The organism is Phenylobacterium sp. (assembly GCF_037189685.1).
Taxonomy (GTDB): domain Bacteria; phylum Pseudomonadota; class Alphaproteobacteria; order Caulobacterales; family Caulobacteraceae; genus Phenylobacterium.
Genome location: NZ_JBBCIT010000031.1, coordinates 1 through 20,800, shown reverse-complemented (window position 1 = coordinate 20,800; position 20,800 = coordinate 1). Strand labels below are relative to the sequence as shown.

Here is a 20,800-nt window from a genome sequence, read left to right as displayed (position 1 = left end):
CTTGATGTCCTGGAAGCCCTCGAAGAACATCCCGCACTCGACGCCCGAGCCCACTTCGGCGACTTCGTCCGTGAAGCGCTTGAGGGTCCGCAGGGTGCCCAGTTCCAGGACGACGATGTCTTCGCGGATGATCCGGACGCGGGCACCGCGGCGAACCACGCCCTCGGTGACCCGGCAACCGGCGACGCGGCCCACCGTGGTGATGTCGAAGGCCTGGAGGACGTCGGCGTTGCCCAGGAAGGTCTCGCGCTGGATCGGCGCCAGCATGCCCGAGAGCACGCCTTTGATGTCGTCGATCAGGTCGTAGATGATCGCGTAGTACCGGATCTCGACGCCTTCGCGTTCGGCCAGGTCGCGGGCCTGCTTCGAGGCGCGGACGTTGAAGCCGAGGATCGGGGCGCCGGCGCCCTTGGCCAGCAGCACGTCCGACTCGTTGATCCCGCCGGCGCCCGATAGGATGATCCGCGCGCGGACCTCGTCGGTGGCCAGCTTGTCCAGCGAGCCCACGATGGCTTCGGCCGAGCCCTGGACGTCGGCCTTGATGATGACCGGCAGCTCCGAGACCTTCTTGTCGGCCAGCTTGGCCATCATGTCGGCGAGCGAGGCCGAGGCGACCGGCGCGCCGGCCTTCTCGCGCTTCACGCGCGTGCGGTACTCGGTCAGCTCGCGGGCGCGGGCCTCGTTCTCGACCACGGCGAAGGGCTCGCCCGGATCGGGCGTGCCGTCCAGGCCGAGGATCTCCACCGGCACCGACGGGCCGGCCGAGTCGAGCTGCTCGCCGCGTTCGTTCAGCAGGGCGCGGACGCGTCCGAAATTGGCGCCGGCCACGACGATGTCGCCGCGCTTCAGCGTGCCGCGCTTGACCAGCACGGTCGAGACCGCGCCACGGCCCTTGTCCAGCTTGGCCTCGATGACCATGCCGTCCGCCACGCGGTCGGGGTTGGCCTTCAGGTCCAGGACCTCGGCTTGCAGCAGGATGTTCTCGATCAGGTCGTCGAGGCCCATCTTCTGCGTCGCCGACACCTCGACCGCCTGGGTGTCGCCGCCCAGGCTCTCGACCACGATCTCGTGCTGGAGCAGCTCGTTGACCACGCGGGTCGGGTCGGCGTCCGGCTTGTCGATCTTGTTGATCGCCACGATGATCGGGGCGCCGGCCGCCTTGGCGTGCTGGATGGCCTCGATCGTCTGGGGCATCACGCCATCGTCCGCCGCCACCACCAGGATGACGATGTCGGTGGCGTTGGCGCCGCGCGCCCGCATGGCCGAGAAGGCCGCGTGGCCGGGCGTGTCCAGGAAGGTCACGCGCTGGCCGTTCTCCAGCCGCACCTGGTAGGCGCCGATGTGCTGGGTGATCCCGCCGTGCTCGCCCGACACCACGTCGGTGGAGCGAAGGGCGTCGAGCAGCGAGGTCTTGCCGTGGTCGACGTGACCCATGACGGTCACCACCGGGGGGCGCGACTCCAGATGGTCGTCCAGGTCCTCGGCGCCGATGAAGCCCTCTTCGACGTCGGACTCCGAGACGCGCTTCACGGTATGGCCGAACTCGGTCGCCACCAGCTCGGCGGTGTCGTTGTCGATGACGTCGTTGATCTTCAGCATCACGCCCTGACGCATCAGGAACTTGATGATCTCGACGCCGCGCGTGGCCATGCGGTTGGCGAGTTCGCCCACCGTGATCACGTCGGGGATGATGACCTCGCGGGCCACGCGGGCCTGCTCGACGGCGCCGCCCTTGCGCTTCTCGCGCTCGCGCTCGCGGGCGCGGCGCACGGAGGCAAGCGAGCGCATCCGCTCGGCGCCCTCGGCGTCTCCGGCCACGGCCTGGATCGTCAGGCGGCCTTCGCGGCGGTTCGGCGCGCCCTTGGCGCGGCTGATCGCGCCCTTGCCGGCGTCATTGGCGCGGCGACGATCGTCCTCGTCGCGGCGGTCCATGATCGAGCCGCCCGGGCGGGGCGCCTGGCGTGCGGCGCGCTGGACCTCGGGAGTCGCGGGCGGCGCGGCGGCCGGTCCGATGCGCGGGCCACGGGGACCGCCGGGACCGCCAGGGCCGCGGGGTCCGCCCGGCGCGGGCCGGGGCGCAAGCGCGGAATACCGGACGGTTCCGCCTTCGGGACGGGGTCCGCCCGGGGCTCCGCCCTGAGGCCGGTCATCGCGGCGCGGGCCGCGATCATCGTCGCGGCGCGGCGGGCGCGGGCGATCGTCATCGCGGCGCGGGGCGCGCTGGTTGAACGTGGCGCCGTCGAACCGGCTGCCGGCCGGGGGCCGGTCGGGACGGTAGGTGGTGGTGGTCGGGCGATCGTCGCGCCGGTCGGGCGACGGCTGGTAGGTGCGGGTCTGGCCCGGCGCCGTCGAATGCGGCGCGGGGGCGCGCGGCGGAGCGGCCTGAGGCGCTGCAGCCTGCGAGGCTTGAGCTTGAGGAGCAACCTGAGGGGCCGGAGCCTGGGGCGCCGGGGCTTGGGGCGCCGGAGCCTGGGCCTGGACCGTCGGGGCCTGGGCGGGCGGCGCGGCTTGCGCAGGCGCAGAGGCGGCCGGGGCTGCGGTCTCGACGGTCTGTGGCGGGGGCGGTGCGGCGGCGGCCTGGGCCGCAGCCTTCGCCGCCGCAGCCTGGGCTTGCGCCTGGGCCGCGCGCGCGGTGTCTTCGGCGCGCTGGCGCTCTTCGCGGGCGCGGCGCTCGGCCTCTTCCTGGGCCTGACGCGCGCGCGCGGCTTCGATCACGCGCTGGCGTGCGGCGCGTTCCTCGGCCGAGAGGCCGTCGTTCGGCGTCGACCGCGGCGCGCCCTGCGTCGGCGCGGTCGGGCGCGGCGGTTCGTAGGCGCGACGTTCGGCAGCGGACGGTGCGGCCAGGTTGCCGCCAGCCTGCGCGTGGGGGCGCGCGCGCTTCGTCTCGACCACCACCGTCTTCGTCCGGCCGTGGCTGAAGCTCTGCTTCACCGTGCCCGAGCTGACGGACCCGCCGGTGCGGGGCTTCAGGGTCAGGGGCTTACGGCCGTTGTTGTCGTTCTCGCTCATTCGCTCGCTTTACTCGGCCCCGGGCGGATCCCGGACAACGCACATCCATCAACGTCGAGAGGCGGAAAGCCCTAGGGCTCCCGCTTGGCCTCGACAGGCTCCTCGCGCCAATCCTCAGGAAGGAGCGGACTGAAACCCGCCAGGCGCCGGACATCTTCGGCCCAACGCTCGGCGGCTCGCCCCGCAAGGAAGGCGGTGTGTATCACATTCTCCAGCCCCAAGGCCAAACCCAATTCGGTCGAGCCGTATATGGCCAGGAGGCCGGGGCGCGGAGACTGGTGGCGCGCAAGCGCCAGAAGCTTTCGGCGGCCGTCGGCGGCGCCGTCCGTCGCCTCGATCAGCCAAGCCGCCTTGCCCGCCCCGATGGCGGCGGCCACTTTCTCGAACCCCGAGGTAAGGTCTCCGGCGCGCCGCGCAAGCCCCAGGCCGGCCAGAATGCGCGCCCGAAGCAGGGCCTCCACCTGGTCCGCCAGGTCGGGTGCGGCCCTGACCGGCGCCTTCGCCGAGCGGGCGAAGAGGCCCTTCTTCGCCGCCGTGGCGACCGAGGCGCGGTCGGCGGCCGCCCACATGCCCCGCCCGGGCAGCTTGCGCGCCAGGTCCGGCACGGCGGCGCCGTCGGGGCCGATCACGAACCGGATCAGCCGCGCCTCGGGCATCACCTCGCCCGAGACGATGTCGCGCCGCTCGCGCGAGGCCTGGGCGTGGGTCCGCGCGCCTGAATTCTGGAGCATGTTCATCCCCCCCCTCCTCCTCGATGGAGGAAGGGCCGGGGATGGTGGTGGATGCAGGCTTTGCCCGTCGGAGCGCCGTTGGGCATTGGCGCCCACTCGCATCCTCTCTGCAGCGCCCAGTCCTCACCACCACCCAACCCTCCTCCATCGAGGAGGAGGGCTTTGACCTTTTCAATGCAATCGAAGACGTCCGCATCGACTTCGCGCGTGGTGAAACGAACGACCCGATAGCCCTGGCTTTCCAAGCGGCGGCGGAGGCTTCGGGCGAGCCCCGTCGCCGTCGCGCCAGTGCGCGGTCGCTGAAAGGTCATGCTCCCCTCCCCAGCGCAGAGAAGGGCTTTTTCGTGCAAGAGCAGGCCTCCGCGTCCTCAGCCACGACGCCATCACCCGACGCACCTTCCCGGAGAAGGAGAGCTAGAGGTTGATGTTCACCACGTCTGAGCACGAGCGGGCCACCTCTCCGGCCCTTAGGCGTCTTGGGCTTCGCCGACGGCTTCCGCCTCGGCGTAGCCTTCGTCCGACACCTCGGGCTCTTCGGGCGGCGCCTCGACCCAGCCCATCACGATCCGGGCGCGCATGATCAGCAGCTCGGCGTCCTGCGGGTCGAGGTTGAAGGCTTCCAGGATGCCCGGCTCGCGCACGCGTTCGCCGTTCTTGGTCTCGAACCAGCCGCGCAGGTCGTCGGGCACGAGGCCGGCCAGGTCCTCGACGCTCTTCACGTCGCCCTCGCCCAGGGCCACCGCCATCGGCAGGGTGATCCCTTCGATCTCCAGCAGGCCGTCCTCGACGCCCAGTTCGCGGCGCTTCGCGTCGTATTCGGCGGCTTCCTTGTCCAGGTACTCGCGGGCCCGGGTCTGGATCTCCTCGCCGGTGTCCTCGTCGAAGCCCTCGATCGAGGCGATCTCGGACACGTCCACATAGGCCACGTCCTCGACGCTGGCGAAGCCCTCGGTGACCAGGAGCTGGGCGATGACCTCGTCCACGTCCAGGGCCTCCTGGAACAGCGCCGTGCGCTCGGTGAACTCGCGCTGGCGGCGCTCGCTCTCCTGGCTCTCGGTCATGATGTCGATCTGCCAGCCCGTCAGTTGGCTGGCGAGGCGGACGTTCTGGCCGCGGCGGCCGATGGCCAGCGAGAGCTGCTCGTCGGGCACGACGACCTCGACGCGCTCGTCCTCCTCGTCCATCACCACCTTGGAGACCTCGGCGGGGGCCAGGGCGTTCACGATGAACGTGGCCTCGTCCTGGCTCCACTGGATGATGTCGATCTTCTCGCCCTGCAGTTCGGCCACCACCGCCTGCACGCGGCTGCCGCGCATGCCGACGCAGGCGCCGACGGGGTCGATGGAGCTGTCGTTCGAGATGACCGCCATCTTGGCGCGGCTGCCCGGGTCGCGGGCCACGGCGCGGATCTCGATGACGCCGTCGTACACTTCCGGCACTTCCTGCGCGAACAGCTTGGCCATGAAGCCGCCGTGCGCGCGGCTGAGCAGGATCTGGGGACCCTTCGTCTCGCGGCGGACGTCGTAGATGTAGCAGCGGATGCGGTCGCCGATGTTGAAGTTCTCGCGCGGGATCGACTGGTCGCGGCGCATGATGCCCTCGCCGCGGCCCAGGTCCACGACCACGTTGCCGTATTCGACCCGCTTGACCGTGCCGTTCACGATCTCGCCGACGCGGTCCTTGTATTCCTCGTACTGGCGCTCGCGCTCGGCGTCGCGGACCTTGCCCATCACCACCTGGCGGGCCATCTGGGTCTGCACCCGGCCGAACTCGAACGGCGGCAGCAGCTCCTCGTAGACGGTGCCGATCTCGGCGGCCTTGTCGCGGCGCTTGGCCTCCGCCAGGCGCAGGATGCCCGGCGGCTCCTCGAACGGCAGCTCCTCGCCCGTCTCCTCGTCGATCCCGCCGCCGAACACGGCGTCGTCGGCCACCACCGTGACCACGCGCTTGATCGTGGTCTCGCCGGTCTTGGGGTCGATGTGGACGCGGATGTCGTGCTCGGCGCCGTAGCGGGCGCGCGCGCCCTTCTGGATCGCCTCCTCGATCGCCTCGATGACGATCTCCTTGTCGATCGCCTTCTCGCGGGCCACGGCCTCGGCGATCTGGAGCAGTTCGAGGCGGTTCGCGGAAATCCCGGTCACGCTCATGGGGGGTTCCTCTAGTCGGGCGTCTGTTCGTGTTGTTCAGCGGAAAGGCGGGCGGCGCGGCTCTCGGCCCCCCGCTTCATGAGGTCGTCGTTCAGCACCAGCTTGGCCTCGACGATCCAGGCGAAGGGGACCAGCGCGGTCTCGGCCTCGCCGTCCAGGTCGATGGCCACCTGGTCGCCCTCGAGACCGGCCAGCACGCCGCGGAACCGCTTGCGGCCCTCGGCCAGCCGGTCCAGCTCCAGCCGCACCTCGAAACCCTCGAAGGCCTCGAAGTCCTTGGGGCGGGTCAGCGGGCGGTCGATGCCGGGCGAGCTGACCTCCAGAACGTATTCGCCGGAGATGGGGTCGGCGGCGTCCAGCACCTCGGAGACCTTGCGCGACAGGCGCGAACAGTCCTCGACCGTCATCTCGCCCTCGGCCTGGCCCGGGGGCGGCGGGCGCTCGGCCATGATCTGAAGCCGCCGCCGCTCGGCGCCGCCCATCAGCCGCAGGCGCACGATCTCGTAGCCCGCCGCCTCGGCGACGGGATCGAGCAGCTCCACAAGCCTCAGGTCTTCTGCAGTCTTCCCGCGCAAGGGAACCCTGGCCTCCGGCAAAGAAAAAAGCGGTCGGGCCGGAGCCCGCCGCTTGAAAGCGCCATCCAGCGCGATCAGCGATGTTGGAGAGGTATATAGCGGGGGAATGGGCGGTTGTCAGCCCCGATGAGTCGCTCCGCCCTTTACGCCACCCCGCGCGCCCCCTAGAGACGCGGCGCCTTCTGTGTGTCCCGGAAAGACCCTCCCCCAATGGACCTGTCCAAGATTCCCGTCGGCGAGAACCCGCCGTACGACGTCAACGCCCTGATCGAGATTCCGCAGGGCGGCGAGCCGGTGAAATACGAGATCGACAAGGAGTCGGGTGCGATCTTCGTCGACCGTTTCCTGCACACGGCGATGTTCTATCCCGGCAACTACGGCTTCATCCCGCACACCCTGGCCGATGACGGCGACCCGATGGACATCATCGTGGTGGGGCCGACGCCCGTGGTGCCGGGCGCGATCATCCGGGCGCGGCCGGTGGGCGCGCTGATCATGCGTGACGAGGCCGGCGGCGACGAGAAGATCCTGGCCGTGCCGGTGGACAAGTTGCACCCGTTCTACGCGGGCGTGGATTCGTGGCGCTCGCTGCCGGCCATCCTCACCGAGCAGATCGCCCACTTCTTCCAGCACTACAAGGACCTGGAGAAGGGCAAGTCGGTCGACATCGTGCGCTGGGCCGACCCGGCCGAGGCCGCCGAGCTGATCAAGATCTCGATCGAGCGCTACAACGCCCAGGCCTGAGTCCGATCTGAGTCTGATCTGAGTCCGGCCAGAGCCGGCGCCGCGGGCCTCACCCCAGCGCGCGCCGGTAGAAGGCGCGCAGGTCGTCGGTGCTCCGCGCCCGGGTGGCGAGGTCCTCGTAGACGCCGTGGCCGGCCGGATAGACCCTGGCCTCGAACTGGCCGGGCGCGAAGCCGGCGACCGTGAGCGCGCCAAGCGGGCGGCGATAGGGGACGACCAGGTCGAACCAGCCGGCGACGAGGAAGATCTTCGGCCTCGGCGCGGCCGGGCCCTCCAAAGCGGTCAGGCCCTTGAAGATCGACGGCGCATATCCGGGCCCGGTCAGAGTCGGGTTCCAACGGCGGTTGGCCTCGACCGGGTCGCGCCAGTACGGGCCCGCCGGCGTGTAGCCCAGTTCGTCGGTCAGCAGCCTCACGATGGACTCGCCCAGGTCGTACCCGTCGGCGACGCTCAGCACGCTGTCCTGGCCGGGCGGCGGCGGGACCCGGGCTTCGCGGGCGTCGCCCCCGCCCAGGCGTTGGCCCTGGTCGGCGAGAAGCTGCTCGCGGAACTGCGGGATCGAGGGCGTGAGGCCGGCGTCGAGGACGAGTTGGCGCGACAGGCCGATGAACCCCGCCACCTGTCCGGCGACGGCCTCCCGCTCGGCGGCCGGCAGGGCCGCCCCGCGGGCCAGGGCGGCGGCATAGGGACCGTCGGCAAACCGTTCGGCCTCCCGGACCACCGTTTCCAGCGGCTTCGCGGAATGGGCCCCGCGTCGGTGATGGTGTGCGACGGCGGCGAAACTGGGCAGGACGAGGACGGGGGCCGGCGGGTCGGGCGGTCCGCCGCTGCCCAGCGTGGGCGAGATCAGGACGATACCGGTCAGGTTCACGGGTCGGGGCCGGGCGGCCAGCAGCTTGGCGACCTGTCCCGCGCGCGTGCCGCCGTAGCTTTCGCCCACCAGGAACACCGGGGACTCCAGCCGGCCGTGGTCGGCCAGCCAGCCGGCGATGAAATCGGCGAAGGCGCGGCCATCGGCCTCGACACCCCAGTATTCCGGCTTGGCGTCCTCGGCGAGGAAGCGGCTGTAGCCCGTGCCCGGCGCGTCGATGAACACGAGGTCGCTGACGTCGATCGGACTGTCGGCATTGCCCACGAAGGCGTAGCCGCGCGGCGTGTCGGCCCGTTGGGTGATCTTCGGCGACAGGTGTTCGCGCAGGTGCCAGGTCGCGCCGCCGGGGCCGCCGTTCCAGATGAAGCTGACCGGCCGGGTCTTCGGAGCGGCGCCATCTTCGATGTAGCTGACCGAGAACATCGTGGCCCGCGCCGCGCCGGCCGGATCGCGCATCACCCGTTCGGCCGCCTCGGAGGCGTAGGCGATCGTCCGTCCGCGGACGGCGAGCCGGCCCTTGCGGATGGCGGGCGGGACGGGCGGCGCGGAGGAGACCGGCACAGGCGCCTGGGCCCACGCCGGCGTGCTCGCCAGCGCGCCGGTCAGAGCGCCGGTGAGGCCCGCGGCCGCGGCGCCCAGGAGGCCTCGGCGGTCGAGATGGGGCGCGTAGGGCATGCGTGACTCCTCACTGTCCAGTCGCATCCGTCTCGCGCTCGACGGCCGCGGCAAGGCCTCGCCGTTCCGGCGGCCCGTCGGGCGTCCCTGGTGTTCGTCGGAAGCACAAGAATATGCGCGATTGAGCTTGGATGCAGAAGAACGATGCCACATTGCGCCGTTGGCAACATAGCTCGAATAAAACTTGCGCATATACTGGACTAGATTTCACTTGCCGGACTTTGCGTGGCCGGCAGGTCTCTGGGGTGTTTCGCGATGTGGAGATCGTCCGGGTTCGTGCTGGCGGCCGCCCTGGCCCTGCCGCTCGCGGCCTGTGCGTCCGCCGCGACGCCGCCCGCCGCCGACGCGACGGCCCCCAGGACGATCCGTGCGGGCCTGGACCCCGCCGCGCGCGCCGATCCCTTCCCGTCCACCTATGAGGCGCCGGCGGCTCCGCCGGTCCTCATCGTCAACGCGACGATCCTGACCGGCGCGGGCCCGCGGATCGACGGCGGGTCGCTGCTGATCCGGGACGGAAAGGTCGTCGCGGTGGGCCGCGATGTGGCGCGGCCGGCCGACGTCCGCGTGATCGACGCCGGCGGACGCTGGCTGACCCCCGGCCTCATCGACCCCCACGCCCACATCGGGGCCGGGTCCAGCCCCTCGGGCGCCAACGGCGACGGCAGCAACGAGAGCGGCCCGAACCCGGGCGGGATCTGGATCGAGCACACGGTCTGGACGCAGGACCCGATGTTCGAGCGCGCCCTGGAGGCGGGAGTCACGACGATCCAGATCCTTCCGGGGTCGTCCAACCTGTTCAACGGCCGCACCGTCACGCTCAAGAACGTCCCGGCCCTCGCGCCCCAGGGCATGAAGTTCCCCGGCGCGCCCTATGGGCTGAAGATGGCCTGCGGGGAGAACCCGACCGGCGGCGGGGGCGGCCGTCCCGGCACGCGCGCCGGCGGCATGATGGGCTATCGCAACACCTTCATATCGGCCCAGGAGTACGCCCAGCGCTGGGCCGACTGGCGCCGGCGCGGCAGCGGCGACCCGCCTCGCCGAGACCTGATGCTGGAGACCGTGGCCGCCGCCCTGGCCGGCGACATCAAGGTCCATATCCACTGCTACCGGGCCGACGAGATGATCCAGATGATCGATCTCAGCCACGAGTTCGGTTTCCGGATCGCGGCGTTCCACCACGCGCTCGAGGCCTTCAAGATCGCGCCCCTGCTGGCCCGCGAGAAGATCGCCGTCGTCACCTGGGCCGGCGACTGGTCGGGCTACAAGATGGAAGCCTACGACTCGGTGATGGAGACCGCGGCCTTCGTCCAGAAGGCGGGCGGCGTGGCAGCCATGCACTCGGACGACGTGCGCCTGATCCAGCACCTGAACCACGAGGCGGCGCGCGCCATGGCGGCCGGGCGCGAGGCGGGGCTGGGCACGACGCCCGAGGAGGCCATCGCCTGGGTCACGATCAACGCCGCCCGGGTCGTCGGGATCGACGAGCGGACCGGGTCGCTGGAGGCGGGCAAGGCGGCCGACGTCGTCCTCTGGAGCGCCGATCCGCTGAGCGTCTACAGCCTGCCCGACCTGGTGTTCATCGACGGGGCCCTGGCCTACGACCGGGCCGCCCCGCCGGGGCCGCCCCGGTCGGACTTCGAACTCGGCAACGCCCGGCGGCCCGCCTCGCCGCCCCGGCCTGCGCCTCAGGGGTTGGGGGCGCCGCGATGATCCGCCGCCTGCTGTTCGCCGCCGCGCTGCTCCTGGGCGGGGGTCCCGCCGCCGCCGAGACGGTGGCCATCGTCAACGCCCGGGTCCTGACCCAGGGTCCGGGGGGCGACATCGCCCGTGGCGCGGTCGTGGTCCGCGACGGACGGATCGTCGCGGTGGGCGCGGGGATCGCCGTTCCGTCGGACGCCCGCGTCATCGACGCGAAGGGCCAGATCCTGACCCCCGGCCTCGTGGCCACGGTCACGCCCATCGGCCTGAACGACACCATCGGCAGCGGCTACGGCGGCCGGGGCTCGAACAACCCGCGCCTCAGCGCCGGCTTCGACGTGCTGAGCGACGTGAACCCCAACTCGCCGCAGATCCCCGAGGCGCGGATCGAAGGGGTGACGCGCGCGGTGGTCACGCCCAATCCCCAGATGCGGCCGCCGAATACGCCGCCGCGCCTGTTCGGCGGCCAAGCGGCGGTCATCCACCTGGCCGAAGGCGGCGACCTGACCGTCCAGCCACGAGCGGCGCTCTATCTCGACGCCGGCGAGATGGGGGCCTCGGCGGCGGGCGGCTCGCGCGGGGCCCTCTTCGTCCAGCTCGCCCGAGCGCTGGCCGACGCCCGCGCCCATGCCCGCAATCCCGCCTCGGTCGATCCGGCGCGGCTGGAGGAACTGTCCCTCTCGCGCGCCGACCTCGAGGCGCTGGTCCCCGTGGCCGAGGGCCGCGAACCGCTGCTGGTCGAGGCGAACCGCGCCTCCGACATCCGCAATGTCCTGGCGTTCGCGCGCGAGCAGAAGGTGCGGGTGATCCTGTCGGGCGGCTCGGAGGCCTGGATGCTGGCGCGCGAGATCGCGGCGGCGAAGGTCCCGGTCGTGATCGACGCCGAAGAGAACCAGGCCTTCCAGTGGGAGAACCTGAACGCGACTTACGAGAACGCCGCGATCCTGAGCCGGGCCGGCGTGCTGGTGGCGTTCAAGCCCAGCGTGGCCCGCATCGTCTTCCTGATCCGCACGCCGCGCTATCTGGCCGGACGGGCGGCGCGCTTCGGGATCACGCCGCACGAGGCGCTGGCGGCGATCACGCTCAACCCGGCGAGGATCTTCGGGCTCTCGGACCGGTTCGGCTCGATCGAGCCGGGCAAGGAGGCCGACCTCGTGCTCTGGAGCGGCGACCCGCTGGAGACGACGACGGTGGCGCGGATGGTGATGATCCGCGGCGTCGAACAGCCCCTGACCGCGCGCAACCGCCTGTTGCGCGACCGCTATATCGGGACGGTGCTCGCGCCGGCGAACTGAGGGGCGCGCGTTCTCCGGGCGGGCGGGAAAACTTGCGCTCGGGGCGGTCCAGCGCCACATCTGCGGCATGTTCATCCAGACCGAAGCCACGCCGAACCCCGAGGTGCTGAAGTTCCTGCCCGGGCGGGACGTCCTGGGCGAGGGCGCGCGCGACTTCCGCAGCCCCGAGGAGGCCGGCGCTTCGCCGCTGGCCGCCGAGCTGTTCGAGGTGACCGGCGTGAACCGGGTATTCTTCGGCCCCGATTTCATCACCGTGGGCAAGCATCCCTCGGTGGACTGGCCGCTGATCAAGGCGCCGGTCCTGGCGGCGATCATGGATCACTACACCTCGGGCCGGCCGCTGCTGAACGAAGGCGCGGACGCCGCGTCCGGTGACGACGATCACGACGGGGGCGCCTACGAGGGCGAGACCGCCCAGATCGTGGCCGAGATCAAGGACCTTCTGGACACCCGCATCCGTCCCGCCGTGGCGCAGGACGGCGGCGACATCCTGTTCAACCGCTTCGACGTCGACACCGGGGTGGTCTGGCTGCACATGCGCGGCGCCTGTTCGGGCTGCCCCTCGTCCTCGGCGACCCTGAAGCAGGGCGTCGAGAACATGCTGAAGCACTACGTCCCGGAAGTGACCGCCGTCGAACAGGCTCTTTGAGGCCCGAGGCGAACGCGATAGGCGAGGATCGATGCTGGTCCTGGGCCTCGACACCTGCCTGAACGCCTGCTCGGTCGCCGTGGTGGACGGCGGGACCGTGCTCGCGCACCACAACGAAGCCATGGCCCGTGGGCACCAGGAGCGGCTGGCCCCGATGGTTCGGACGGCGATGGCCGAGGCTGGGCGCGCCTTCGCCGACCTGGATCTCGTCGGCGCGACGGTGGGGCCGGGCTCGTTCACGGGGCTTCGCGTCGGGGTGGCCTTCGCCAAGGGCCTCGCCTCGGCCCTGGGCCGACCGGCCGCGGGCGTGGGCGCGCTGGAGGCGCTCGCCGCCGAGGCGGAGGGGATGGTCGCCGCGGCCATCGACGCGCGCCGCGACCAGCTCTATCTCCAGGTCTTCGACGGCGGAGAGGCGCTGATGGCGCCCGACGTGCTGCCGGTCGGAACCGCGGTTGCGCGACTGGCGGAGCTGGCCCAGGGCCGCTCCCTGACGCTGGTGGGCTCGGGCGCGCCCCTGCTGGCGTCCGCTGCGCCCGGCGCGGCCGTGCTGACCTCCGCCGGCTGCGACGCCCGCCTCGTGGCGCGGCTGGCGGCCCGGCGGTCGCCCGCGCCGCTCCGGCCGCTCTACCTGCGCGCGCCCGACGCGAAGCTTCCGGGCGGGCGGCTGCCGGACGGTGTCCAGCCGTGAAGCTCCACCCTGCCGTCCCGGCCCACGCCCCGGCCCTGGCCTCGGCCCACGCCCAGGCCTTCGACCGGCCCTGGGACGAGACCGACTTCCGGGAGATCCTCGCCCAGCCGGGCGTGGCGGGATTCCTGGCCGAGGCCGGCGACGCCGCGGGCGTGGTGCTTGTCCGTATCGTCGGCGGGGAAGCCGAGATCCTGACCGTGGGCGTTGCGCCCTGGGCGCGACAACGCGGGGTCGCCAAGGCCCTGATGGCCGCGGCCCTGGGGGCCGCGCGGGGCGGGGGCGCGAGTGAGATCTTCCTGGAAGTGGATGTCGGCAACCTGTCCGCCATCGGCCTCTACACCCGCCTGGGCTTCGTGCGCGCGGGCCTGCGGCGCGGCTACTACGACCGTGGCGCGAACGGGCGCGCCGACGCACTCGTGATGCGTCTCGACCTTACAAACGCGGACCTCTAGACCTATCCTAAGGCGAGACGGAAAGGGGCCCCCGTGGATCGAATCGAGAAGCTCTGCCTCGAGAAGAACATGCGCATGACCGAGCAGCGCCGGGTGATCGCGCGCGTGCTGTCGGCATCCGACGACCATCCCGACGTGGAAGAACTGCACCGGCGCGCGCACGCCATCGACCCGCACATCTCGATCGCCACCGTCTACCGCACCGTCCGCCTGTTCGAGGAGGCGGGCATCATCGACCGGCTCGATTTCCGCGACGGCCGCTCGCGCTACGAAGAACACACCGACGAGCACCACGACCACCTCATCGACATGAAGACGGGCAAGGTCATCGAGTTCGTGGACGCCGAGATCGAGGCCCTGCAGGAAGCCATCGCGCGCAAGCTCGGCTACAAGCTGGTGGACCACCGGCTGGAGCTCTATGGGGTGCCGCTCGAGGACTAGCTCGCCCTTCCCGTTCAAAGGGGAGGGATTGCGCCTGCGCGCCCGCGTCCCCATAACGCGCGGCATGTCCGAGCCCGCGCCCGCAAAGCGCCTCTACATCAAGACGTACGGCTGTCAGATGAACGTCTACGACAGCGAGCGCATGGCCGACGTCCTTGCGCCGCTGGGTTACGGCGTCACCGATGATCCGGCGGGCGCCGACCTGGTGGTGCTCAACACCTGCCATATCCGCGAGAAGGCCACCGAGAAGGTCTATTCCGAACTGGGCCAGCTCAAGCGCCTGAAGCAGGAGAAGCCGGGCGGCATGACCATCGCCGTGGCCGGCTGCGTGGCCCAGGCCGAGGGCGAGGAGATCATGCGCCGCCAGCCGGCCGTCGACCTGGTGGTGGGCCCCCAGGCCTATCATCAGCTCCCCGAGCTGATCGCCCGCGCCCACCGCGCGCGTGGCGAGCGCCTGGCCGCCGACTTCGCCCCCGACGAGAAGTTCGACGCCTTGCCCGCCGCCCGCAATCCGGCCGGCGTCTCGGCGTTCCTGACGGTGCAGGAGGGCTGCGACAAGTTCTGCACCTTCTGCGTCGTGCCCTACACGCGCGGCGGCGAGTGGAGCCGCCCGGCCGAAGCCATCGAGGCCGAAGCCCGCGCCCTGGCCGAGAAGGGCGTGCGCGAGGTCACCCTGCTGGGCCAGAACGTCAACGCCTATCAGGGCGACGGCGGTCTCGCCGGCCTCGTCCGCCGCCTGGCGACGATCCCGGGCCTGGATCGGATCCGCTACACCACCAGCCATCCGCGCGACATGGACGACGCCCTGATCGCCGCCCACGGCGAGGTCGAGGCGCTGATGCCGTATCTGCACCTGCCGGTGCAGGCCGGGTCGGACAAGGTGCTGAAGGCCATGAACCGCGCGCATACGGCCGAGAGCTATGTGCGCCTGATCGAGCGGATACGCGCCGCCCGGCCCGACATCGCGATCTCGGGGGACTTCATCGTCGGCTTCCCGGGCGAACGGGACGCCGATTTCGAAGCCACGCTGCAGCTCGTGCGCGAGGTGCGCTACGCCAGTGCGTTCTCGTTCAAGTATTCCCGCCGGCCCGGCACGCCCGCGGCGGCCATGATGGGCCAGGTCGCGCCCGAGGTCGCCGACGAACGGCTCCGGCGGCTCCAGGCCCTGCTGGACGAACAGCAGCAGGCGTTCAACGCGGCCCAGGCCGGCCGCACCCTGCCGGTGCTGTTCGAGAAGGCCGGCCGCCATCCGGGCCAGCTCGTGGGCAAGAGCCCCTATCTTCAGGCGGTCCATGTGACGGCGCCGGACCGATTGCTGGGCCGGATCGTTCCGGTGACGATCGAACGCGCGGCGAAGAACTCCCTCGCCGGCGTGCTGGAACTGGAGGCGGCTTGAGCCGCGCCCCCCGATGAGCCGCGCCCCCGAATTCGTACCGCTGTCCGACGAGGCTGTCCGCGCCGTGGCCGGCGCGAACAGCCGACACGCGGCTCTGATCGAAGACGCCTTCGGCGTGCTGCTGGAAACCCCCGGCGGCGGCGTCTCGCTGTCGGGCGACGCGAAATCGCGCGGCCAGGCCAAGAAGGCGGTGCAGGCGATCGCGGCCCGCGCCGACCAGGGCTTCGAAGTGGTCGAGGCCGACGTGCGGGTCGCCATCGGCCAGGCGCGCACGGGTGGCGGGGCCCCGGGGGCGCAGCCGCTGCCGGTGGGCCGTCGCGGTCAGGTGGCGCCCAAGACGCCCACGCAGGCCCGGTATCTCCAGGCGCTGGCCGACTGTGAGCTGGTGTTCGGCCTGGGCCCGGCGGGCACGGGCAAGACCTTCCTGGCGGTGGCCTACGGCGCCGGCATGCTGCTGCGGGGGGCCGTGGATCGCCTGATCGTCTCGCGCCCGGCCGTGGAGGCGGGCGAACGGCTGGGCTTCCTCCCGGGCGACATGAACGAGAAGGTCGACCCCTACATGGCGCCGGTGTGGGAGGCCCTGACCGACATCCTGGGGGCTGAGCAGCTCCGCCGGCGGCGCGAGAAGGGCGAGATCGAGGTGGCGCCCATCGCCTTCCTCCGCGGCCGCACCCTGAGCCACGCCTTCGTGATCGTGGACGAGGCGCAGAACGCCAGCCGCGCGCAGATGAAGATGGTGCTGACCCGGCTGGGCGAGGGTTCGCGCATGGCCGTGACCGGCGACCCGACCCAGATCGACCTGCCGAACCCCGGCGACAGCGGCCTGGCGCACGCCGTCGGCCTGCTGGAGGGCGAGAAGGGAATCGGGGTCACCCGCTTCGGCGCCGAGGACGTGGTCCGCCACCCGCTGGTGGAGCGGATCGTGCGCGCCTACGACGCCGATGCGGCCCGGCGGGGGCGCACGGTGTGATCGACATCGAGGTGGAGGACCCCGCCTGGGCCGAGGCCTTGCCGGACGTGGAGCTGCTGGTCCGTGGCGCGGCCCTCGTCGCGCTCGACCGCGAGGGCGCCGCGCACGAGGGCGTCGCCATCCTGCTCACCGACGACGAGTCGGTTCGGGAGCTGAACGTAAGATTCCGGCAGAAGGACTCGTCGACGAACGTCCTCAGCTTCCCGGCGCCGCGGAACCCGGAATTCCACCTGGGCGACATCGCCCTGGCGTTCGGAGTCTGCGCCCGCGAAGCTGCCGAGCAAGGCAAACCGCTGGCGCATCACCTCCAGCATCTGACGGTGCATGGCGTTCTGCACCTTCTCGGATACGATCACATCGGCGATGATGAGGCCGAAGCCATGGAAGGCTTCGAGCGCGCGGTGCTGGCGGAGCTGGGGATTCCCGATCCCTATGCGGCCGGCGAGGGAGAGCATGAACGACCCGGACCCTCCTAGTCGACGGAGCCCGCGCCACGGATGGCTCGGGCTCGTGCGGCTTTTCGATTTCTTCCGCCGGACGGCCGAGACGGCCGCCGACGAATCCCCCGAGTCCCTGACCGAAGCCGGCGGCGAACTCGTCAGCCACGCCCGGGCGTTCGAGGAACTGCGCGTCGGCGACCTCATGCGCCGGCGGCCCGACATCGTGGCCGTGGAGCGCAGCTGCACCTTCTCGGAGGTGACGGCCCGGTTCGTGGCGGCCGAACACAGCCGGATGCCGGTCTACAAGGAGACGCTCGACGAGCCGGTGGGCGTCGTCCACATGAAGGACGTCTTCAAGCTCCTGGCCCGCAAGACCCGCCAGCCCAAGCCCGACGACCGCATCCTGATGGGTCGTCACAATCTGGTCCGCGAGGGATTGTACGTGCCGCCCTCGATGAGCGCGGCCCAGTTGCTCACGACCATGCGCGCGCGGCGGATACACCTGGCCCTGGTGATCGACGAGTTCGGCGGCACCGACGGCCTCGTCACCCTGGAAGATCTGCTGGAGACGCTGGTCGGCGACATCGACGACGAGCACGACGAGGCGGGTGACCAGGGCTTCGCGCCCATCGTCCACGACGACGAAGGCTGGATCGTGGATGGCCGTGCGCCCCTGGAAGAGCTGGAACAGGCGATCGGCGACGGGGCGGACCTGGCGGCCGAAGCGCTGGACGAGGAGATCGACACCGTCGCCGGCCTGCTCAACGCCCTGGCAGGGCGGGTGCCGCAGAAGAACGAGACGATCGCGCATCCCGACGGTTTCACCTTCGAGGTGCTCGCCGCCGATCCACGTCGTGTGAAGCGGGTGCGGGTGCGCCTGGCCCAGCCGGCCGACGCCGCAGCCGTAGAGGCCTGAATGACGAGCCCGGGACGGCAGGTTCCGCCCGCCCCAGGCGAGTCCCGCGTGAAGAGCGCCGTGTGACCCGTCCCCGCTGGTATGCGCCCCTGACCGCACTGCTCGCGGGTCTTGCGGCGGGGTTCGCCCATCCGCCGTTCGGTGTGATCGTGGGCCTCGCGGGCTATGCCGTCCTCCTGCTCCGGCTCGAGGCGACGCGCGAGCGGCCGCTGCGGGCGGCGTTCGGGCTGAGCTGGCTGGCGGGCCTGGGCTACTTCGCGGTTTCGACCTTCTGGATCGCCGAGCCGTTCCTGGTGGACGTTGCGGCGCATGGCTGGATGGCGCCGTTCGCCGTCGTCCTGATGGCCGGCGGGCTGGCGCTGTTCTGGGGCGCGGCGGGTGTGGCGTATCGGGCGTTGCGGCCCCGCAGCGCCTGGAAGCCGCTGGTGTTCGCCGGGGTGTTCGCCGCGGCCGAGTGGCTGCGAGGCCACGTGCTGACGGGCCTGCCCTGGAACCTGGTGGGCGAGACCTGGCGCGCGGGCAGCGCGCCCTCGCAGGCGGCCGCCCTCTTCGGCGCCTACGGCCTGACCTGGATCACCCTGGCGATCGCCTCGGCGCCGGCGTTGCTGATGCTGCCCGTCCGGCGGCTGGCGCAGGCCGGCATGCTGATGGCGGCGGGTGTGGCGCTGACGGCGCTGTACGCCGGCGGCGCGGGCCGGCTCGCCGCCGCGGCGCGGGCGCCCTACGCCCCCGATGCGCCCGTGGTCCGCATCGTCCAGGCCAACATCGACCAGAAGGAGAAGTGGAAACCCGAGAACCTGAACGCGGTCTTCGACGCCTACCTGGACCTGACCGGCCGCCCCGCCGCCGCCGTTCCCGACATCGTGATCTGGCCGGAAGGCGCCCTGCCCGCCGTGATCGACGACCTGCTCGCGCCCGGGTCGCCCTTTGCGCCGCGGCTGCGCGACGCGGTGCGGCCCGGCCAGACGTTGCTGATGGGGGCGAACCGGGTCGAGGCCGATCCGAAGGGTCGCACGGCCGGCGGCGACGGCTGGCTCTACTACAACACGCTCCTGGCGTTCCGCCGGGAGGGGCCGGCCCTTCGGGTGATCGGGGTCTATGACAAACACCGGCTGGTGCCGTTCGGCGAGTTCATGCCTCTGGGCGACCTGGCCGACCGCCTGGGCGTCCGCGCGCTGGTCCGGATGCCCGACGACTTCTCCGCCGGCCCCCCGCCGCGCCCGCTGGAGCTGCCGGGCCTGCCGGCCCTCCAGCCATTGATCTGCTATGAGGCGCTGTTCCCCCGGCTGGCCGGCGGCGCCGAACGGCCCGCCTGGATCCTGAACATCTCGAACGATGCGTGGTTCGGGGGGACCAGCGGCCCATGGCAGCACCTGAACATCGCCAGCTATCGCGCCATCGAGGCGGGCCTGCCGATGGTGCGCTCCACTCCCACGGGCGTCTCGGCCGTGATCGACGCCCAGGGCCGCATCCTGTCCCGCCGTGTGCTGGGCCTCGGGCAGGCCGGGATCATCGACGCCCGGCTGCCGTCGCCGGGCGCGCCCACGCTCTACAGCCGGATCGGCGACGCGCCCTTCGCGGCCATGCTGCTGCTCTCGGCCGGGGCCTGGCTGGCGGGCCGCCGTCGTCGGCCCCGGAGCCCGGAAGCGGGTCTCCGCCAATCGCTTGGCGCCACATAAAGATTTCTTTATAGGCTGGCGCCCGACTTGCAGGTCGCTCCTGTGCAGGTCGCCTGGCGCGCCGATCCATTACCCGGAGTCTCCCCTTGAGCCGTTCCAGCTACATCTTCACCAGTGAGAGCGTATCCGAAGGCCATCCCGACAAGGTCGCCGATCGGATCTCGGACACCGTCGTCGACGCCTTCCTGGCCGCCAATCCCGAGGCCCGCGTCGCCTGCGAGACGCTGGTGACGACCAACCGCATCGTGCTGGCGGGCGAAGTCCGCGCGGGCCGGCCCGGCGGCTCGAAGGCCGAGAACAAGGCCCTCACCAAGGAGATTGTGAAGAGCCTGGAGCCCAAGGTCCGCGCCGCGGTGAAGGACATCGGCTACGAACAGAAGGGCTTCCACTGGGCCAAGGCCAAGTACGCCTGCCATCTGCACGAGCAGTCGGCCCACATCGCCCAGGGCGTCGACGCCACCGAGAAGAAGGACGAGGGCGCCGGCGACCAGGGCATCATGTTCGGCTACGCGAGCGACGAGACCGCCTCGCTGATGCCGGCGCCGCTGCAGTTCAGCCACGACATCCTGCGCCGGCTGGCCGAGGTGCGCCACTCGGGCGAATGCGCCGTGCTGGAGCCCGACGCCAAGAGCCAGGTGACCGTCCGCTACGAGGACGGCCGCCCGGTGGAGATCCTGGAGATCGTCGTCTCGACCCAGCACAAGAAGCGCATCGGCCTGCACTCGGCCACGCCCAAGCGGATCGAAGGCCTTATCCGGCCTTACGTGGAAGGCGTGATCCCGGCCGGTCTCATCACCAAGGCGACCAAGTGGCACGTCAATCCCACCGGACGTTTCGAGATCGGCGGGCCGGACGGTGACGCAGGCCTGACCGGCCGCAAGATCATCGTCGACACCTATGGCGGCGCGGCCCCGCACGGCGGCGGCGCGTTCTCGGGCAAGGATCCGACCAAGGTGGACCGTTCTGCGGCCTACGCCTGCCGCTACCTGGCGAAGAACGTGGTGGCCGCGGGCCTGGCCCGGAAGTGCACGATCCAGATCAGCTACGCGATCGGTGTGGCGCGCCCCCTGTCGTTCTATGTCGACCTGCACAACACCGGCGAGATCGATCCGGCCAAGCTGGAGACCATCCTGCCCGAACTGATCGGCGGGGCGACGCCGCGGGCGATCCGCGAGCACCTGCAACTCAACCGCCCGATCTACGCCCGCACCGCGGCCTATGGCCATTTCGGCCGCCAGCCCGACAACGAAGGCGGCTTCTCGTGGGAAAAGACCGACCTCGTGGATGCGCTGAAGAGCGTCGCGTAGCTTCCTCCCGAGGTGTCATCCCGGTTTCGCGTCGCGAAGACCGGGACCCACGAACGAATGGGACGTCGATATCTCCGAAGAGGAGCGGCGTCGATGTCGCGCGCTTCCTGCGACATC

General features: G+C 71.3%; 18 protein-coding genes. 13 read left to right on the top strand and 5 right to left on the bottom strand.

Features of this window, described 5'->3' with window-relative positions; all coding sequences use genetic code 11:
• The 4 genes from infB to rimP form a co-directional block, all read right to left on the bottom strand.
• Positions 1–3,009, bottom strand: a 3,009-nt coding sequence (gene infB / locus WG212_RS17925; protein ID WP_337188480.1) for a translation initiation factor IF-2, incomplete at its 3' end; no start/stop codon positions are given.
• Between the two features lie 71 nt (positions 3,010–3,080).
• Positions 3,081–3,740: an RNA-binding protein gene (locus WG212_RS17920; RefSeq protein WP_337188482.1), complete on the bottom strand. Its 660-nt coding sequence runs from the start codon at positions 3,738–3,740 to the stop codon at positions 3,081–3,083.
• Between the two features lie 467 nt (positions 3,741–4,207).
• Positions 4,208–5,887 carry a transcription termination factor NusA gene (gene nusA, locus WG212_RS17915; protein WP_337188479.1) on the bottom strand — a complete coding sequence of 560 codons (1,680 nt, stop codon included), beginning with the start codon at positions 5,885–5,887 and terminating at the stop codon, positions 4,208–4,210.
• A gap of 11 nt (positions 5,888–5,898) precedes the next feature.
• Positions 5,899–6,462 carry a ribosome maturation factor RimP gene (gene rimP / locus WG212_RS17910; RefSeq protein ID WP_337188478.1) on the bottom strand — a complete coding sequence of 188 codons (564 nt, stop codon included), beginning with the start codon at positions 6,460–6,462 and terminating at the stop codon, positions 5,899–5,901.
• Positions 6,463–6,672: 210 nt separating this feature from the next.
• Here rimP and ppa point away from each other — a divergent pair, with 210 nt between their 5' ends.
• Entirely contained in the window at positions 6,673–7,206 is a 534-nt protein-coding gene (ppa, locus tag WG212_RS17905; RefSeq protein WP_337188477.1) for an inorganic diphosphatase, read from the top strand.
• Between the two features lie 49 nt (positions 7,207–7,255).
• Here ppa and WG212_RS17900 read toward each other — a convergent pair whose 3' ends face one another.
• Complete coding sequence (locus WG212_RS17900) at positions 7,256–8,752, bottom strand: hypothetical protein (protein ID WP_337188476.1); 1,497 nt, start codon at positions 8,750–8,752, stop codon at positions 7,256–7,258.
• A 255-nt stretch (positions 8,753–9,007) separates the two neighbouring features.
• On the opposite strand from WG212_RS17900, the gene WG212_RS17895 reads away from it, so the two are divergent.
• The 12 genes from WG212_RS17895 to metK all read left to right on the top strand — a co-directional run bounded on the left by WG212_RS17895 (position 9,008) and on the right by metK (position 20,683).
• Positions 9,008–10,462, top strand: a complete 1,455-nt coding sequence (locus WG212_RS17895) for an amidohydrolase family protein (protein WP_337188475.1) — start codon at positions 9,008–9,010, stop codon at positions 10,460–10,462.
• Positions 10,459–11,745 (top strand): amidohydrolase family protein, encoded by a 1,287-nt coding sequence (locus WG212_RS17890; RefSeq protein WP_337188474.1) that lies wholly within the window; start codon positions 10,459–10,461, stop codon positions 11,743–11,745. Before WG212_RS17895 ends, WG212_RS17890 begins: the two co-directional genes overlap by 4 nt.
• Positions 11,746–11,812: 67 nt before the next feature.
• Positions 11,813–12,394 (top strand): NifU family protein, encoded by a 582-nt coding sequence (locus WG212_RS17885; RefSeq protein WP_337188473.1) that lies wholly within the window; start codon positions 11,813–11,815, stop codon positions 12,392–12,394.
• 34 nt (positions 12,395–12,428) lie between these two features.
• Complete coding sequence (gene tsaB / locus WG212_RS17880; protein ID WP_337188481.1) at positions 12,429–13,082, top strand: tRNA (adenosine(37)-N6)-threonylcarbamoyltransferase complex dimerization subunit type 1 TsaB; 654 nt, start codon at positions 12,429–12,431, stop codon at positions 13,080–13,082.
• Positions 13,079–13,534 (top strand): GNAT family N-acetyltransferase, encoded by a 456-nt coding sequence (locus WG212_RS17875; RefSeq protein ID WP_337188472.1) that lies wholly within the window; start codon positions 13,079–13,081, stop codon positions 13,532–13,534. The genes tsaB and WG212_RS17875 overlap by 4 nt, the downstream gene beginning before the upstream one ends.
• Positions 13,535–13,567: 33 nt before the next feature.
• Positions 13,568–13,975 carry a Fur family transcriptional regulator gene (locus WG212_RS17870; protein ID WP_337188471.1) on the top strand — a complete coding sequence of 136 codons (408 nt, stop codon included), beginning with the start codon at positions 13,568–13,570 and terminating at the stop codon, positions 13,973–13,975.
• A 64-nt stretch (positions 13,976–14,039) separates the two neighbouring features.
• The gene (gene miaB, locus WG212_RS17865) at positions 14,040–15,371 is read left to right on the top strand and encodes a tRNA (N6-isopentenyl adenosine(37)-C2)-methylthiotransferase MiaB (protein ID WP_337188470.1); all 1,332 of its coding nucleotides are present in this window, start codon (positions 14,040–14,042) and stop codon (positions 15,369–15,371) included.
• A 13-nt stretch (positions 15,372–15,384) separates the two neighbouring features.
• On the top strand, positions 15,385–16,341 hold the full coding sequence (locus tag WG212_RS17860; protein ID WP_337188469.1) for a PhoH family protein: 957 nt from the start codon (positions 15,385–15,387) through the stop codon (positions 16,339–16,341).
• Complete coding sequence (gene ybeY / locus WG212_RS17855) at positions 16,338–16,817, top strand: rRNA maturation RNase YbeY (RefSeq protein WP_337188468.1); 480 nt, start codon at positions 16,338–16,340, stop codon at positions 16,815–16,817. The genes WG212_RS17860 and ybeY overlap by 4 nt, the downstream gene beginning before the upstream one ends.
• A gap of 34 nt (positions 16,818–16,851) precedes the next feature.
• A complete protein-coding gene (locus tag WG212_RS17850) occupies positions 16,852–17,697 on the top strand; it encodes a hemolysin family protein (RefSeq protein WP_337188467.1) in 846 nt (281 codons plus the stop codon).
• Between the two features lie 62 nt (positions 17,698–17,759).
• Positions 17,760–19,376 carry an apolipoprotein N-acyltransferase gene (lnt, locus tag WG212_RS17845; protein WP_337188466.1) on the top strand — a complete coding sequence of 539 codons (1,617 nt, stop codon included), beginning with the start codon at positions 17,760–17,762 and terminating at the stop codon, positions 19,374–19,376.
• A gap of 86 nt (positions 19,377–19,462) precedes the next feature.
• Complete coding sequence (gene metK / locus WG212_RS17840; protein WP_337188465.1) at positions 19,463–20,683, top strand: methionine adenosyltransferase; 1,221 nt, start codon at positions 19,463–19,465, stop codon at positions 20,681–20,683.
• Positions 20,684–20,800 lie beyond the last annotated feature (117 nt).